At 64.1% G+C, this 15,352-nt stretch carries 13 protein-coding genes; 10 read left to right on the top strand and 3 right to left on the bottom strand.

Going from position 1 to position 15,352, the window contains the following annotated elements:
- Positions 1–2: 2 nt before the first annotated feature.
- On the top strand, positions 3–1,517 hold the full coding sequence (gene trpE, locus VIG90_RS18275; protein WP_331594959.1) for an anthranilate synthase component I: 1,515 nt from the start codon (positions 3–5) through the stop codon (positions 1,515–1,517).
- Positions 1,518–1,900: 383 nt separating this feature from the next.
- Here the strand turns inward: trpE and VIG90_RS18270 are convergent, their stop codons facing one another.
- Positions 1,901–3,142 (bottom strand): divergent polysaccharide deacetylase family protein, encoded by a 1,242-nt coding sequence (locus VIG90_RS18270; protein WP_331594958.1) that lies wholly within the window; start codon positions 3,140–3,142, stop codon positions 1,901–1,903.
- Positions 3,143–3,293: 151 nt separating this feature from the next.
- Between VIG90_RS18270 and VIG90_RS18265 the strand changes: the two genes are divergently transcribed.
- Genes VIG90_RS18265 through lexA form a run of 6 tightly spaced genes read left to right on the top strand, consistent with a single transcriptional unit; the run spans position 3,294 to position 8,193 of the window.
- On the top strand, positions 3,294–3,887 hold the full coding sequence (locus tag VIG90_RS18265) for an aminodeoxychorismate/anthranilate synthase component II (RefSeq protein ID WP_331594957.1): 594 nt from the start codon (positions 3,294–3,296) through the stop codon (positions 3,885–3,887).
- Positions 3,884–4,912: an anthranilate phosphoribosyltransferase gene (gene trpD / locus VIG90_RS18260; RefSeq protein ID WP_331594956.1), complete on the top strand. Its 1,029-nt coding sequence runs from the start codon at positions 3,884–3,886 to the stop codon at positions 4,910–4,912. The genes VIG90_RS18265 and trpD overlap by 4 nt, the downstream gene beginning before the upstream one ends.
- A complete protein-coding gene (gene trpC / locus VIG90_RS18255) occupies positions 4,912–5,712 on the top strand; it encodes an indole-3-glycerol phosphate synthase TrpC (protein ID WP_331594955.1) in 801 nt (266 codons plus the stop codon). Before trpD ends, trpC begins: the two co-directional genes overlap by 1 nt.
- Before the next feature lie 6 nt (positions 5,713–5,718).
- Positions 5,719–6,198 (top strand): cyclic pyranopterin monophosphate synthase MoaC, encoded by a 480-nt coding sequence (moaC, locus tag VIG90_RS18250; protein WP_331594954.1) that lies wholly within the window; start codon positions 5,719–5,721, stop codon positions 6,196–6,198.
- 15 nt (positions 6,199–6,213) lie between these two features.
- Positions 6,214–7,419: a gephyrin-like molybdotransferase Glp gene (gene glp, locus VIG90_RS18245; protein WP_331594953.1), complete on the top strand. Its 1,206-nt coding sequence runs from the start codon at positions 6,214–6,216 to the stop codon at positions 7,417–7,419.
- 57 nt (positions 7,420–7,476) lie between these two features.
- Positions 7,477–8,193, top strand: coding sequence for a transcriptional repressor LexA (gene lexA / locus VIG90_RS18240; RefSeq protein WP_331594952.1), 717 nt, complete (start codon positions 7,477–7,479; stop codon positions 8,191–8,193).
- 18 nt (positions 8,194–8,211) lie between these two features.
- Here the strand turns inward: lexA and VIG90_RS18235 are convergent, their stop codons facing one another.
- On the bottom strand, positions 8,212–10,305 hold the full coding sequence (locus VIG90_RS18235; RefSeq protein ID WP_331594951.1) for a ComEC/Rec2 family competence protein: 2,094 nt from the start codon (positions 10,303–10,305) through the stop codon (positions 8,212–8,214).
- Between the two features lie 141 nt (positions 10,306–10,446).
- On the opposite strand from VIG90_RS18235, the gene gltX reads away from it, so the two are divergent.
- Both gltX and VIG90_RS18225 read left to right on the top strand, forming a co-directional pair.
- On the top strand, positions 10,447–11,880 hold the full coding sequence (gene gltX / locus VIG90_RS18230; RefSeq protein ID WP_331594950.1) for a glutamate--tRNA ligase: 1,434 nt from the start codon (positions 10,447–10,449) through the stop codon (positions 11,878–11,880).
- A gap of 48 nt (positions 11,881–11,928) precedes the next feature.
- Positions 11,929–13,215, top strand: coding sequence for a citrate synthase (locus VIG90_RS18225; RefSeq protein WP_331594949.1), 1,287 nt, complete (start codon positions 11,929–11,931; stop codon positions 13,213–13,215).
- A gap of 113 nt (positions 13,216–13,328) precedes the next feature.
- Here the strand turns inward: VIG90_RS18225 and VIG90_RS18220 are convergent, their stop codons facing one another.
- A complete protein-coding gene (locus tag VIG90_RS18220) occupies positions 13,329–14,357 on the bottom strand; it encodes a hypothetical protein (protein WP_331594948.1) in 1,029 nt (342 codons plus the stop codon).
- A gap of 179 nt (positions 14,358–14,536) precedes the next feature.
- Between VIG90_RS18220 and VIG90_RS18215 the strand changes: the two genes are divergently transcribed.
- Entirely contained in the window at positions 14,537–15,157 is a 621-nt protein-coding gene (locus VIG90_RS18215; protein WP_331594947.1) for a glutathione S-transferase, read from the top strand.
- The last annotated feature ends 195 nt before the right edge of the window (positions 15,158–15,352 follow it).

Genomic DNA, 15,352 nt, shown 5'->3' with positions numbered 1-15,352 from the left:
AAGTGGACCTCTCCCCCGAGTTTACCGACTTTGCCGCCAATTACGAAGCCGGCCGCCCACAGTGCGTTTGGGTGCGCCGGGTCGCGGACACGGAGACACCGGTCTCCGCCATGCTCAAGGTCGGGCTGGACGATCGCGCGTCGTTCCTGCTGGAATCCGTCGAAGGCGGCTCGGTTCGCGGTCGCTACTCCATGATCGGCCTGCACCCGGACGTGCTGTGGCGGGCTCGGGGAAATCGATCCGAAATCGCGTGGGATGCGCTGAACGCGCCCGATTCCTTCGAGCCCTGCGCGGGCAATGCCCTCACCGAGCTGCGCCGGCTGATCGATTCCTGCCGCATGGATGTGCCGGAGGCCCTGCCCAAGGCCCTCTCGGTTCTCGTCGGGTACATGAGCTACGAGACGACGACGCTGGTCGAGCGTCTGCCGGAGCCGAAGGCAAGCGCCCTCGGCGTGCCGGATCTGTTCTTCCTGCGGCCGACTGTCTTGCTGGTGTTCGATCGCCTGAAGGACGACCTGTTCTTCATCGCCCCCGTCTATCCCGGCAAGCTCGACGCCCGCACCGCCTATGATCAGGCGATCGAGCGGCTGCACGGCGTCATGGCCCAGCTGGCCCAGCCGCTCCCGCCGACCGTCCGCCCGGACACCGACATCGCCGACATCGAGATTACGCCCCAGCTTGCGCCCGGCGCGTATCAGGACATGGTCCTGAAGGCGAAGGACTACATCGCGGCAGGTGACATCTTCCAGGTGGTGTTGGCTCAGCGCTTCACCTCGCCCTTTGAGCTGCCCCCGTTCGAGCTGTACCGGGCGCTGCGGCGCATCAACCCCTCGCCGTTCCTCTATTTCCTTAATCTGCCGGGCTTCTCCGTCATCGGCTCCAGCCCCGAAATCCTCGTGCGCGTGCGCGATGGCGAAGTGACGATCCGCCCCATCGCCGGCACCCGACCGCGCGGCAAGACGTCGGAAGAAGACGAGGCGAACCGCGAAAGCCTGCTGGCCGATCCGAAGGAGCTCTCCGAGCATCTGATGCTGCTGGACCTCGGCCGCAACGATGTGGGTCGCGTCGCCACCCCCGGCACGGTGAAGGTAACCGATCGCTTCTTCGTCGAGATGTACAGCCACGTCATGCACATCGTCTCGAACGTGCGCGGCCGCCTCGACGCCCGGCATGACGCCGTCGATGCCCTCATGGCCGGCTTCCCGGCGGGCACCGTCAGCGGCGCGCCCAAGATCCGCGCCATGGAGATTATCAACGAGCTGGAACCCGAAGCCCGCGGCGCCTACGCCGGCGGCGTCGGCTACTTCTCCGCAGACGGCTCCATGGACAGCTGCATCGTGCTGCGCACCGCCATCGTCAAGGACGGCACCATGCACGTCCAGTCCGGCGCAGGCATCGTCGCCGATAGCGACCCCGCCTACGAACAGCGCGAATGCGAAGCCAAGGCCGGCGCCCTGTTCGCTGCCGCCCGCGAGGCCGTGCGCCTCGCCCGGGAAGCCAGCAGCAACCAGCCATAAGGCTCTGATTGTAAATATTTGTTCGCAGGGGGATCTTGATCCCCCTGCACCCCCATTTCGTTTGTGGGCCGTGTCTTTAGAGGGCGCTTCGTGCGGTCTGGATACACCGCTTGAGAATTGACCTTGGCCTAGGCGGCTGACTTGGAATGACTGGGCCGCGCCCATGAACTCCCTCGCAACCAGCTCCTTGCACCCAATACCGGCCCTTAACGAACTTTGAATGATTTTAATGAGCATGTGCGCTGATCCAGCCAGCGCTTCAGCAGGTCTTTGCGCGTCTCATTAGAACCCCGTTCCAGCACGCGGCTGAAACACGGCCCTGAAATGAACGGGAGGTGCAGGAGGGTTAAGACCCACCTGCAAACAAAACCCCCAGAAGAACCCTAGCTCCCCGCCCGATCCCGCGCCAGTCGCCACAGGGCCGAACCGCGCGTTGCGATAACCGTACTCACCGGCACGATGTCGAAGCCCCGCTCCCGCGCTTCGCCGACCCATGTTTCCAGCGCCTTGAGGGTTTGCCGGTGCGGGTGGCCGATAGCGATGGCCGTGCCGTAGCGGCGGGCGAGGTCTTCCGTCTCCGCAAGCTGGCGGACGATGGCCTGCGGGCTGGTATCGTTATCAAGGAACACGTCCCGCTCGGCGTAGGGAACGCCCAGTCTGTCGGAGATGGCACGCGCGGCGGATCGGGCGGTCGTGCGGGAATCGAGGAAATAGCGTCCGTCCGCTTTCAGCCGGGTCAGCACGGCTTCCATGGCAGCGACGTTCTCAGTCAGCGCGCTGCCCATGTGGTTGTTCACGCCCGCAATGCCCGGCACCTGCGCGAGATTCCAGCCGAGCCTGCGCTCCAGTTCGGCACTGTCCTGCCCCACCCTCAGCGCCTGCGGTCCGGGGTCGGCCCGACCGCCCGGGTCCATCGGCAGGTGGAGGATGACTTCGTGCCCGTTCGCCTTCGCCCGGTTCGCATGGCTGGCGAGCGACTGGCCATAAGGCAGGAACGCCAGTGTCAGCGGCCCCGGCAGGTTGGTTGCCCAGCGGGTCTCGTCCTGTTTCAGACCAAGGTCATCGAGTACGATGGCGATCTGCGCCGGTCCGGCCGGGCGCTGAACCGAGGCAGGCACCTTGGCCGGTTCGGCCACCGCCGCCGTATCTTCCAGCGGTGTTTCAGCGCCCTCTCCTGCCTCCGGCTGAATGCCTTCGGGCGGCAGCGGCGCGCTGGCTACAGGCTGGCGCAACGGCACCATGCCGCCATCGCTCCGCACAGGCCGGGGTGCGGTCCGGCTCAGGCCGAACAACGCGCCGCCGACAGCGAGAACCAAGCCACCCGACACGGCGCGGCGGGACCAGGGCTGACGCATCAGACTGCCCGCCGCCTCGACGTCGGACGCCGGATCGGGTACATCCTCTGTGTCGGGGTGGTCCTCTGCAGGTCCTGTTCCCCGATTGCCGTCGGCGTCTCTGTCGTTGCCTGCCTCTGAGTTGTTCAGTGCTTTTGGCGCGGCTTCGGGGTCGCCCCCGGTTCGATCATGTCCGGCTGCCCCTGCACCGGCAGGCCCCACACCGGCAGGATCGCGGGTCTCATGGCTCTGCCCGGCCTTGCCCGCTTCCTTGTCTGTGCGGTCGTTCATGATGTTTTGTAACCTAACCCCTAGGGTTTCGGGCACGAAAATTATGGCAAACCGGCGGGAAATCTTCGATAAGGCTTCCACGGCCCTTGGGGCCATACACGGTTTGTCCGTGCCTGTTCAATGTTTACGCCAGCAGTGCGGTTGAGGCGCCATGATCGTCGTTATCGATAACTATGATAGTTTCACCTACAATCTTGTCCATTACCTGGGCGAGTTGGGCGCTGAAACCTCTGTGTGGCGTAACGACCAGATCTCGGCGGATGATGTTCTTGCCCTGAAGCCCTCCGGCATTCTGCTCTCGCCCGGCCCATGTACACCGAACGAGGCCGGCATCTGTCTTGAAATGATCGAGAAGGCAGCGGGCAAGGTCCCGCTTCTGGGCGTCTGCCTTGGCCATCAGTCCATCGGGCAGGCCTTTGGTGGCCGCGTCGTGCGTGCCCCGCAGGTCATGCACGGCAAGCGTTCGCCCGTCCGCCACGCTGACAAGGGCGTGTTCGCCGGGCTGCCCAACCCATTTCAGGCCACGCGCTATCACTCGCTGATCGTCGAGCGGGAGACCCTGCCGGCGTGTCTGGAAATCACCGCGGAAACGGAAGACGGTATCATCATGGGACTTCAGCACAGGGACCTCGCCATCCACGGCGTTCAGTTCCATCCGGAGAGCATTGCCACCGAAGCCGGTCATGACCTGCTCGGCAATTTCCTCGGCCTGTGCGGCATCCCGGCCCGGAAGGTGGCGGCATGAGCGCACCCCTGGCTGACTTCCCCGCGTTCCTCAACAGCATCGCCGCTGGCCAGCGGCTGACGGATGCCCAGTCCGCCGCCGCGTTCGACGCCATCATGAGCGGACAGGTGCCCGAGGCCGTCATCGCGGCCTTCTTCATGGGCCTGAAGATGCAGGGTGAAACCGCGTCTGACCTGGTGGCCGCCGCCAGCGCCATGCGTCGCCGCGCCATTCCGGTCAGCGCTCCCCTTGACTCCATCGACACCTGCGGCACCGGCGGCGATGGCCTATCCACCCTCAACGTCTCCACCGCTGCCGCCATCGTTGCGGCGGCCTGCGGCGCCAAGGTCGCCAAGCACGGCAACCGCTCCGCCACGTCGCGCTCGTCCTCGGCGGGTGTGCTGGAGTCGCTGGGCGTCGTCATCGGTCGCGAGCCGGAGCATGTGGAACGGTGCCTGCGCGAGCTTGGCATCACCTTCATTCTGGCCAACGCCCACCACCCGGCCATGAAGGCGGTGGCGGACGTGCGCCGCACGCTCAAGATCCCCACCATCTTCAATCTGGTCGGCCCGCTCACCAATCCGGCGGGCGTGAAGCGTCAGGTGGTCGGCGTCTATTCCGAACGCTGGCTCGAACCAATGGCCGAGGCTCTCGGCCGTCTGGGCGCGGAGCGCGCTTGGGTCATCTACGGCGCAGGCGGCATGGATGAGATGTCCCTCGTCGGCCCGTCCCACATTGCCGAGTATCACAACGGCACCGTGACCCGCTTCGAGGTCACGCCGGAAGAGCTGGGCCTTCAGCGCGCGCCGGTCGAGGCCATCAAGGGCGGCGATTCCGATCATAACGCGGCGGCCCTGCGCCGCATGCTGGGCGGCGAGAAATGCGCATACCGCGACACGGTAGTGCTGAACGCGGCGGCCGCGTTGGTTGTCGGCGGTCAGGCCGCCTCCTTGGGCGAAGGTGTGGCACTGGCCACGGCAGCCATCGACACCGGCAAGGCGAATGCCCTGCTGGATCGCTGGATCGAGATGACGAGTAAAGACTGATGAGTGACACGCTTCAGAAGATCATGGACACCACCCGCCAGCACGTGGCCCGCTGCAAGCTGGCCCGTCCCCTGTCGGTGGTCGAGGCCGATGCCCGGGCGCAGGAGCGTCCGCGCGGCTTCCTGAATGCGCTGGAGCGCGCCCGCCGGGAGGGCCGCTACGGCCTTATCGCCGAGATCAAGAAGGCCAGCCCCTCCAAGGGCCTGATCCGTGCCGACTTTGATCCGGCCACCCACGCGCAGGATTATCTCGCCGGCGGCGCGACTTGTCTCTCCATCCTGACGGACGAGCCGTTCTTCCAGGGCAGCCCCGCCTACCTGAAGGCCGCCCGCCGCGCCGTACCGCTGCCCGTGCTGCGCAAGGATTTCATGGTCGACACCTATCAGGTGGTCGAAGCCCGCGCTATGGGAGCGGACTGCATTCTGCTCATCATGGCCGGTCTTGAAGACGGTCAGGCGGCCGAGCTGGAAGCCGCTGCCGAAGCGCTCGGCATGGACGTTCTGATCGAGGTGCACAATGCCGAGGAGCTGGAGCGGGCCACCCGTCTCAACTCCCGCATGATGGGTATCAACAACCGCAATCTCAAGACGATGCAGGTGGACATCAACACCACCGTCGAGCTGGCGGGCCTCCTGCCGCAGGGGTACCTGATCGTCGGCGAAAGCGGCCTGCGCACCAAGGCGGACCTTGATCTGCTGGCCGCGCGCGGCGTCACCACCTTCCTCGTTGGCGAGTCCCTCATGTCCCAGCAGGACGTGCGGGCCGCGACCCGAGCCCTGCTCGGCCTGGCTGCGGAGTAAGCGCCTGTGGCGAACGGCCTGTCCCATATCGGCGAGTCTGGCGAGGCCCACATGGTCGATATCTCGGCCAAGGCGGCCACCGAGCGCCGCGCTGTGGCGACGGGCCGTATCTTCATGTCCGCCGAGGCGTTCGCCGCGGTTCGCGACAATGCGGTGGCCAAGGGCGATGTGCTCTCCGTTGCGCGCGTTGCGGGCATCATGGCGGCCAAGCGCACTTCCGACCTCATTCCGCTGTGCCACCCCCTGCCTATCCAGAAGGTTGCGGTCGATTTCTCGCTGGAGGAAGCAGACTGTGCCATCACCGTCACGGCCATGGTGAAAACCGCCGGCCAGACAGGCGTTGAGATGGAAGCATTGACGGCGGCAAGCGTTGCCCTTCTGACCGTCTATGACATGGCCAAGGCGCTGGACAAGGCCATGCGCATCGAGGGCGTCCGTCTTCTGGAAAAGACGGGCGGCAAATCCGGACCCTATTCAGCGCCATGATGACGGAGGCGTGAGATGTTGAGCGTGGCGGAAGCGCAAGCCCATGTGCTGGCAGCGGGCGGCAACCGTCGCCGTGAGACGGTGCCGCTGAGCGAAGCCCACGGCCGCTATCTGGCCGAAGATGTCATCGCGCGGCTTACCCAGCCCCCGTTCAACGCCTCCGCCATGGATGGCTATGCCGTCCGCTTCGAGGACATCGCCCCCGGAATTACCTTCCCTGTGATCGGAGAGGCCATTGCGGGCAAGGCGTTCGACGGCTTCTTCGAGGAAGGCGTGGCCGTGCGCGTGCTGACCGGCGCACCCATGCCGGACGGCACCGATACCGTCATTCTCCAGGAGGACGTCGCCTACGAGGACGGCGCAATCCGCCTGATCGGAGACTGCCCGCCCCACGCGGGCCGCCATGTCCGCAAGGCGGGGCAGGACTTTGCCGAGGGCAGCCTGCTGCTACAGGTCGGCACGCGCATCAATGTCCGCGGCATCGCCCTCATGGCTGCCAGTGGCCACGGCACCGCCGAGGTGTTCGCCCGTCCCCGCGTCGTCATTCTGTCGACCGGAGATGAACTCGTCCCGCCGGGTCAGGCCCCCGGCCCCAGCCAGATCGTCAACTCCAACGGCGTCATGCTGGCCTCCCTCCTGCGCTGCTGCGGCGCGCAGGTCCAGGACCTCGGCATCCTGCCCGACCGGCATGACGTGATCCGTGACGCCATCGCCCGGGCCGCGGCGGATGCGGACATTCTGGTCACGGTCGGCGGCGCGTCCGTTGGCGATCATGACTATGTGCAGGCGGCGCTCGTTGATGCCGGTGCCCGCATCGATTTCTGGAAGATCGCCATGCGCCCGGGAAAGCCCATGATGCTCGGCACCCTTGGCGAGTCCGTCACCATCGGTCTGCCGGGCAACCCGGTTTCTGCTTACGTCTGCGCCCAGCTGTATCTCTTGCCGCTGGTTCGTCATCTTATGGGCGCGGCTGACCCGCTGCCGCGCCCGCTGCAGGGTCGCCTTACGGTCGACGTACGTCCCAATGGCGGTCGGGTCGATTACATGCGCGCCATGGTCACCGCGAGTGCGGACGGCTGGGAGGTCACACCCTTTCCTGTGCAGGACAGCGCCATGCTCTCCCGTCTTGAGGCCGCGAACGCCCTCGCCATTCGTCCCATCAATGCGCCGGCCGCAGAAAAAGGGTCGAATATCGCCTTTCTACTACTCAACGCCGATTGACCTTTTCGTGGAACTTTCATAGAACGTTCATTGTCTGTTCCACGAAGGACTTGGGCAATGCTCACTCGCAAACAGCACGATTTGCTGATGTTCATCCATCAGCGTCTCGAAACGTCCGGCATCTCGCCGTCGTTCGAGGAAATGAAGGAAGCGCTCGGGCTTAAATCGAAGTCCGGCGTTCACCGCCTTATCAATGCTCTGGTGGAGCGCAATTTCATCCGCCGCCTGCCCAACCGGGCCCGCGCGCTGGAAGTGCTGCGCCTGCCGGATGCGGCAGCCCCCACCCGCCCTGTCAAGCCGCAGCTTGCAAGCGACCGGGATGCCGCCATCGCCGCTTCGGACAACGTTGTGCGTGGTCCCTTCGGCAAGCCCAAGGCTCAGCCGGTTGCCGCGACGTTCGTCGAGATACCGCTGCATGGCCGCGTTGCTGCCGGTGTTCCCATCGAGGCAATGGAAAGCGATCGTCAGCTCGCTGTTCCGCCCGCCCTGCTTGGTCCTGGCGATCACTTCGCGCTGGAAGTCTCCGGTGACTCCATGGTCGAGGCCGGCATTCTGGACGGTGACTACGCCATTATCCGCAAGGCCGAGCATGCGCTGGATGGAGACATCATCGTTGCTCTCGTCGATGACGGCGAAGCCACGCTGAAGCGCCTGCGCCGCAAGGAAGGCAAGGTTCGGCTCGAGCCGGCCAACGCCACCTACAAGACCCAGATTTACGAACCGAAGCGGGTTCGCATTCAGGGCAAGCTCATCGGGCTGATGCGCCGGTACTAAATAGTTTTTTGCTCAAGTTCAGCGCGCGGCCGTCACCCATGGGTGGCGGCCGCGTTGCGTTTGGGCCGCCTGCACATCCGGCGTACCGCTGGGTCCGAACCGCACGGTCACGGCTCCAAGCCGCTTACGGCCCGCCTCGTCCAGCTTCAGCAGCTTCGGCTGGCACCATCTCGGCAGTCCACGCGGCGCAATGATCACGTCGCTCTCCACGCAAACCCGCGCCAGCACGGGGTTATCTAGCCAGTCCTTCAGCCAGACGATGCGCCGCCAGTCTCCGTGCCGGTTCAGCGAAACACGGCACAGCCCTTCGTCGCACTCCTGAACCAGCGCTGGCCCTGCCGCCTCGTCCAGCCGCGCAACTGCTCTGGCATCCAGCCCGCTGTCCTCCAGCCACATCGCGCGCGTGAAGCTGCCCCGCCGCAAGCTTGAGAACGCCATGCGCCCGTCCTCCAGCCGCACCGCCATCAGCCCGCCATCGGCACTCACGTACAGATCCGGCGTCGGTGTCATGGCGGCAAGAACCAGTCCTGCCGCTGTCAGGCCGAGCCCCAGCAATCTCAGCCGCGTGCGCCACAGGCACAGCCAGATCAGCCCCAGCATCATCAGGCTGAAGGGCCCGCCGCCCAGCGCCCGCCAGCGCATCACCGCGCCGTCCCAGGCCGCCACCGACCGGGCGATGCCGATGAGCAGGTCTAAGGCCCAGCGCAGCACCTCCGTCACCCATGGCACCCCGCCGATGCTTTCGGCCGCCACCGCCAGCATCAGCCCCGGCATGATCAGGATGCTGGTCAGCGGAATCGCAACGAAGTTGGCAATCACCCCGTACACGCCGGTCTGATTGAAGTGGGCAATGGCGATGGGTGACAGCATGGCCTCGGCCACAAGGCTGCTCACGATCAGCCCGGCCGCCCATCGAAGCGCGCTGCGGCCCCGCCCATCCGTTTCCCGCCGCCGCAGCCATCGCTCGGCAAAGCGGGACTGATAGAGCGCCACCAGTCCGGTCACCGCCGCGAAGGACAGCTGGAAGCTGGGGCTGAGCACCGCCTCTGGCCGGAACAGCAGGATGAGCCCTGCCCCCGCCGCCACCAGCCGCAGGCTAATCGCCTCCCGGCCCAGCAGCAGGCCCGCCAGCACAATGAGCGTGGCAATGCAGCTGCGTACCGTTGGAAGGCTGCTTCCCGCGATCAGCGTATAGGCAACGGCGGCAATGGCCGCCGCCAGGGCGGCATAGGTCTTCAGCGGCAGGCGCAGCGCCAACCACGGCGAGAGCGCCAGCACCCGCCGCGTCAGCAAGAACACCAGCCCCGTCACCATGCCGATGTGCAGACCGGAGATGGAAACAAGGTGGGCAAGGCCGCTGTTTCGCATCGCCTCGGTCACCTCGTCGCTGATACCGGAGCGATCTCCCGTCACCAGCGCGGCGGCCATGCCGCCCGCCTCCCCGCCGATCCGCTCCCGCAACCGCGCGCTCAGCGTCTCCCGCGCCGTCTCCAACCTTTCCATTATGCCGCGCGCGGGCGGCGGCGGCATCACAACCGTGACGTCTCCCAGTGGCACGCCGACAGCCCCTATGCCCTCGAACCACGCCCGTCGCGCAAAATCGTAACCGCCCGGCACGGAAGGCCCGGGCGGCGGTTGCAGCCATGCCTTCACCCGCACCTTTGCTCCCCGCTTCAGGGGCACCTCAAGCGCCCCCCGGCTGGTCAGCCGCACCCGCTCAGGCGTCTCACCCGGCGTAAGCCGCTCAATGTCCTCGATTCTCAGAATGACTCGCTCGCGCCCGTCCCCCAGAGTCTCATGCGAGTCGACTATCCCCGTCACCACCCGCGCCGCGCCATCCAGTGGAAAGACCGGGGCCCGCACCGCCTCCGCCCGGGCCCAAGCCAGTGCAACGCCCAATGCAACCAGCAGACCGCCCCAGCCGATCAGGCGGCCCAGCGCCCCCAGCCGCCAGCACAGAAGTGCCGATCCCAGTGCCACGGCGAGGGCTGCACCCCAGAACTGCGCAGCTGGCAGGGCAAACCACATCGCAATTCCACTGCCCAGCGCCACCGGGGCCCACAGCGGCCATTGCTCCCGCTCGCTCAGCACCGCAGCCTCGGCCCGGCGCATGAACCGGGCGAGTCCTTGTGTTCCAAGAGTTTGCGGGCGGAAAACCGCCCCGCTTGTGGCATGCGATGTTTGAACCACTTGTCCTGCTGTGCTAGAGCCGCGCCAATTCTTTTTTAACCACCACTCTCGGTCAGGTGTACGATGGGTTCAAGTCCAACCCCGGTGGTCACGCGCTTCGCGCCGTCGCCGACAGGTTTCCTGCACATCGGCGGTGCCCGCACCGCTCTGTTCAACTATCTCTTTGCCCGTCACTTCGGTGGCAAGTTCCTGCTGCGGATCGAGGACACGGACCGGGAGCGTTCCACCCAGGCAGCCATCGACGCCATCATCGATGGCATGAAGTGGCTGGATCTGGAGTGGGATGGCGAGATCACCTACCAGTTCGCCCGCGCCGAGCGTCATGCCGAAGTCGCCCGCCAGCTTCTGGCCGAGGGCAAGGCGTACTACTGCTACGCGACGCCCGAAGAGCTTGAGGAAATGCGCGCCAAGGCCCGTGCCGAAGGCCGCCCGATGAAGTACGACGGCCGCTGGCGCGATCGCGATCCGTCCGAAGCGCCTGCAGGCGCAAAGCCGGTCATTCGCCTGAAGGCGCCCCAGACGGGCGAGACCACCATCAACGATCTGGTGCAGGGGGAAGTCACCGTCTCCCATGAGCAGCTGGACGACATGGTCCTCCTCCGCGCGGACGGCACCCCCACCTACATGCTGGCAGTTGTAGTCGATGACCATGACATGGGCGTCACCCACGTCATCCGTGGCGATGACCACCTGAACAACGCCTTCCGCCAGCTGGCGCTCATCCGCGCCATGGGCTGGCCGGAGCCGATCTACGCCCACATCCCGCTCATCCACGGCGCGGACGGTGCCAAGCTCTCCAAGCGCCACGGCGCGCTGGGCGTCACCGACTATCGCGAGATGGGTTTCCTGCCGGAGGCGGTGGAGAACTATCTCCTGCGCCTGGGCTGGGGTTATGGCGATGAGGAGATCATCTCCCGCCAGCAATCCGTCGAGTGGTTCACCATCGATGCGGTGGGCCGTTCGCCTTCCCGCTTCGATTTGAAGAAACTCGAACACCTCAACGGTCATTATATGCGTGAGGCGGACGATGCCCGCCTGACCGATCTCGTGAAACCGCGTATCGAAGCCCAGCTTGAGCGGGCATTGACGGAAGCGGAACGCGCTATGCTGCAGAGCAGCATGAAGGAGCTTAAGGTTCGTGCCAAAACCTTGGTTGAACTTGCCCAAAGTGCGCTTTTCTTCTTTCGCAGTCGCCCAATTCCGCTCGACGCAGGCGCAATGAAGCTGCTACAACCTCCAGCGCCCGATATCCTACGGGAAGCTTACGCGGCGCTGGCGGACGCACCTGAGTGGAAGTCCGAAGCGCTGGATGCAGCGGTTCGCGCGCTGGCGGAACGTCTGGGACTCGGGCTTGGGAAGGTCGCGCAACCCCTGCGCGCGGCTTTGACCGGTTCAAACACCTCGCCTGGCATCTTTGATGTTCTTGTCGGGCTGGGTCGGGAAGAAAGCCTTGGTCGTATCGAGGATGTGATGACGTCGGCCACGTCTGGCCAGTGAAGCGACAACAGACAATAACTGCGTAACGGGGATAGGTAAGGACAGGATATGACGAACAAGTCGGCATCGTTGAACACCGGGAACGGCGGCATGGACCTTCCCATTCTGAGCGGCACGGTTGGCCCGGATGTGATCGACGTCCGTAAGCTTTACGGCTCCACCGGCATGTTCACCTATGACCCGGGCTTCACCTCCACGGCGAGCTGCGAGTCGAAGATCACCTACATCGACGGTGATCAGGGTGTTCTCCTGCACCGCGGCTACCCCATCGAGCAGCTGGCCGAGAAGTCCAACTTCATGGAAGTGGCTTACCTGCTGCTGAACGGCGAGCTGCCGAGCAAGGACGAGTACAACACCTTCGTCAACACCATCAGCCGTCACACGATGGTGCACGAGCAGCTGGTCCACTTCTACCGTGGTTTCCGCCGCGACGCGCACCCGATGGCCGTGATGTGCGGTGTGGTTGGTGCCCTGTCCGCCTTCTACCACGACTCGACCGACATCAACGATCCGGAACAGCGCCGCATCGCCAGCAACCGGATGATCGCCAAGATCCCGACGATCGCTGCCATGGCCTACAAGTATTCGGTCGGCCAGCCGTTCATGTACCCGGACAACAACCTGTCCTACACCGGAAACTTCCTGAAGATGACCTTCGGTGTGCCGGCCGAGGAATATGTGGTTGATCCGGTCATCGAAGCAGCGATGGACAAGATCTTCATCCTGCACGCCGATCACGAGCAGAACGCGTCCACCTCGACCGTCCGTCTGGCCGGTTCGTCGGGCGCCAATCCGTTCGCCTGTATCGCTGCCGGCATCGCCTGCCTGTGGGGTCCGGCGCACGGCGGTGCGAACGAGGCCGCGCTGAACATGCTGCGCCAGATCGGCTCCACCAAGAACATCAAGGAATACGTTGCCCGCGCCAAGGACAAGAACGATCCGTTCCGTCTGATGGGCTTCGGTCACCGCGTGTACAAGAACTACGATCCGCGCGCCAAGGTGATGCAGAAGACCGCCAACGAAGTTCTGGACCGCCTGAACGTTCAGGACCCGATCTTCGACGTGGCACGCGAGCTCGAGCACATCGCTCTGAACGATGATTACTTCATCGAGAAGAAGCTTTACCCGAACGTAGACTTCTACTCGGGCATCATCCTGAACGCGATCGGCTTCCCGACCACCATGTTCACCGTGCTGTTCGCTCTGGCCCGCACCGTCGGCTGGATCGCCCAGTGGAACGAGATGATCGGCGACCCCTCGCAGAAGATCGGCCGTCCGCGTCAGCTGTACGTCGGCGCTGGCCAGCGCGACTACGTGGACATCGCCAGCCGTTAATCGGCTCCGGCGTCAGCCACAGCAAACAAGGGGCGTGGGTTCATCCGAACCCGCGCCCTTTTTTCTCTGTCCGCTTATGATCACCGCGCTCGGTCGGCGATAAGTATCATAGCTCATTGTCGCAAGTAGGTTGCAAGCGGGTTTTGTTGAGTGCCGTAACGCAAACGATCCACAAGTTTAGATAAATTAACTTCGTCGCGACTAGGCAATAGATCGTGAAACTTTACCAAATAAACCGCTTTTGGCGTCACAAGGATCTCTGCGTAGGGACCATCTACCCTACGGCGCTCAACCTTCACAAAATGAACGGCATAATTCTCGTACTGAAATAGTTGAGAATACCCGCCCATCTCATCGTTCCAATAATAAATTGAATATTTGCCTTCCTCGGACTCCAGATGCTTAATTTCCTGACGGCACTGCGGCCTCTCTCGAGTCAGGAGTTTCGGAGCAACATCACGCAACAACGCATGACTATCTATCCTAAGATCAACCGGCTTAGACCCCCTAAAGCCCAAGGGTTCACGGCAAAGCGGCACCGCTTCATCCACGAAAGCCGAGGATTTTTGCGCCAATCCGCCAATTTTCTGAATAAGTGCGTTGAAGGGCTCCCGAACGTTTGTGGGCTCCTCACCTTCCGTATAGTTTGACATGAGGAAAAACAGCCGCCACTCACCCGCTGGTATCATCGCAGTCAAACTGCCCCGCCGAACCCCTTCCTCGTGAGACCAGATTTCATCATCCCCAACTGACAGCAGGCCAACATATCTGCTCTCTCCTGGGAACTGTACCGGCATCACTTTTCCCGCTACCCCATATTCTCTCGTCTCCATCTCCACCTTCCGAAAATCCTCGGGCCAGATCGAGGCCTTGGGAAGCGCGGACCGATAAATGTAAACTGTGACCGTTGCGCCCCGGCCATCACCATCAACGGTTTCGTACCCTATGTGCCCCCAAGACTCATCCCTAGGCCAGAAGCCCATGCTGTTCAGTTTCATCCCTGCCACCCGGTTTGGAAAAACCAGTCCGCTCGGATCATGTGTCCAGCCAGGAACGGGCCATAACCTGGCCACAAACCAAAAAATGGCGATGGTTGCCCCAACACAGGCGACGCCAAGCGCAGCCCACAGTTTCACCGACATTGCCTTTTCCCTTCGCCTGCCCCACCGGCAAGGCTACAGGCAACGATCATCATCGTCCACGGCCAATACAACCTCCAGTGGTACCCCTCCTCTGGCGTTCTCCGTCCCCGGAGCACGTCCCTTGACACCAGCGGGGCGTTTCCGCTCTCTGCGGCACTATCGATAAAGAGGTACACGCCATGCTGAAGATCTGGGGTCGTTCCAACTCCAACAACGTGAAGAAGGTGCTCTGGTGCGCGGCTGAGGCTGGCATCGCCTACGAGCGCATCGATGTCGGCGGTGCCTATGGCGGGCTGGACCGGCCCGAGTTCGCGGCCCTGAACCCGAACCAGACCATTCCGGTGGTGGAAGACAGCGATCTCGTGTTGTGGGAGAGCAATGCGATTGTCCGCTACATTGCCAGCCGCTATGCGCCCGGCATGCTCTATGCTGACGATCCCTCCCGCCGCGCACTGGCGGACCTCTGGATGGACTGGGCGAGCCTGACCTTCCTGCCGCCGTTCATCACCATCTTTCAGGGCCTCGTCCGCACGCCGCCCGCCCAGCGGGACATGGAGGCCATTGACGCCGCCGTTGCCCGCGCCGCCCGCCTTCTCACGATCGCGGACGATCAGCTGGCCCGCCAGCCCTATCTCTCTGGCGCATCGCTCGGCATGGGAGACATTCCCCTTGGCGTTCTCATCCACGCCTGGTTCACCCTGCCCATCGAGCGGCCGGATCTGCCGAACCTCGCCCGCTGGTACGACCAGCTCCTCACCCGCCCCGCCTACCAGAAGCTCGTCGCCCAGCCCCTGTCGTGACGGCGAGCAGGTTCGCAATGGCCCGCGACTTCACTCGATCCGGGAACCTTCCGTTGAGAGCGCCATCTCGTTTGCATCGCGTGACATGGTAAGAACCGGGTCGAGATTCCGGACTGTCTCCATCACCTGCTCAGGCGATGGCAGGCGGTTGAAAGCGGGATAGGCCGCGATCTCAGCCACGTCGAAGAAATGGAC

Origin of the sequence: Pedomonas sp., assembly GCF_036515995.1 — a bacterium.
Classification (GTDB): domain Bacteria; phylum Pseudomonadota; class Alphaproteobacteria; order Sphingomonadales; family Sphingomonadaceae; genus Pedomonas.
Note: the sequence above shows the minus strand (reverse complement) of the source record. Positions and strands in the feature narration are given on the sequence as shown.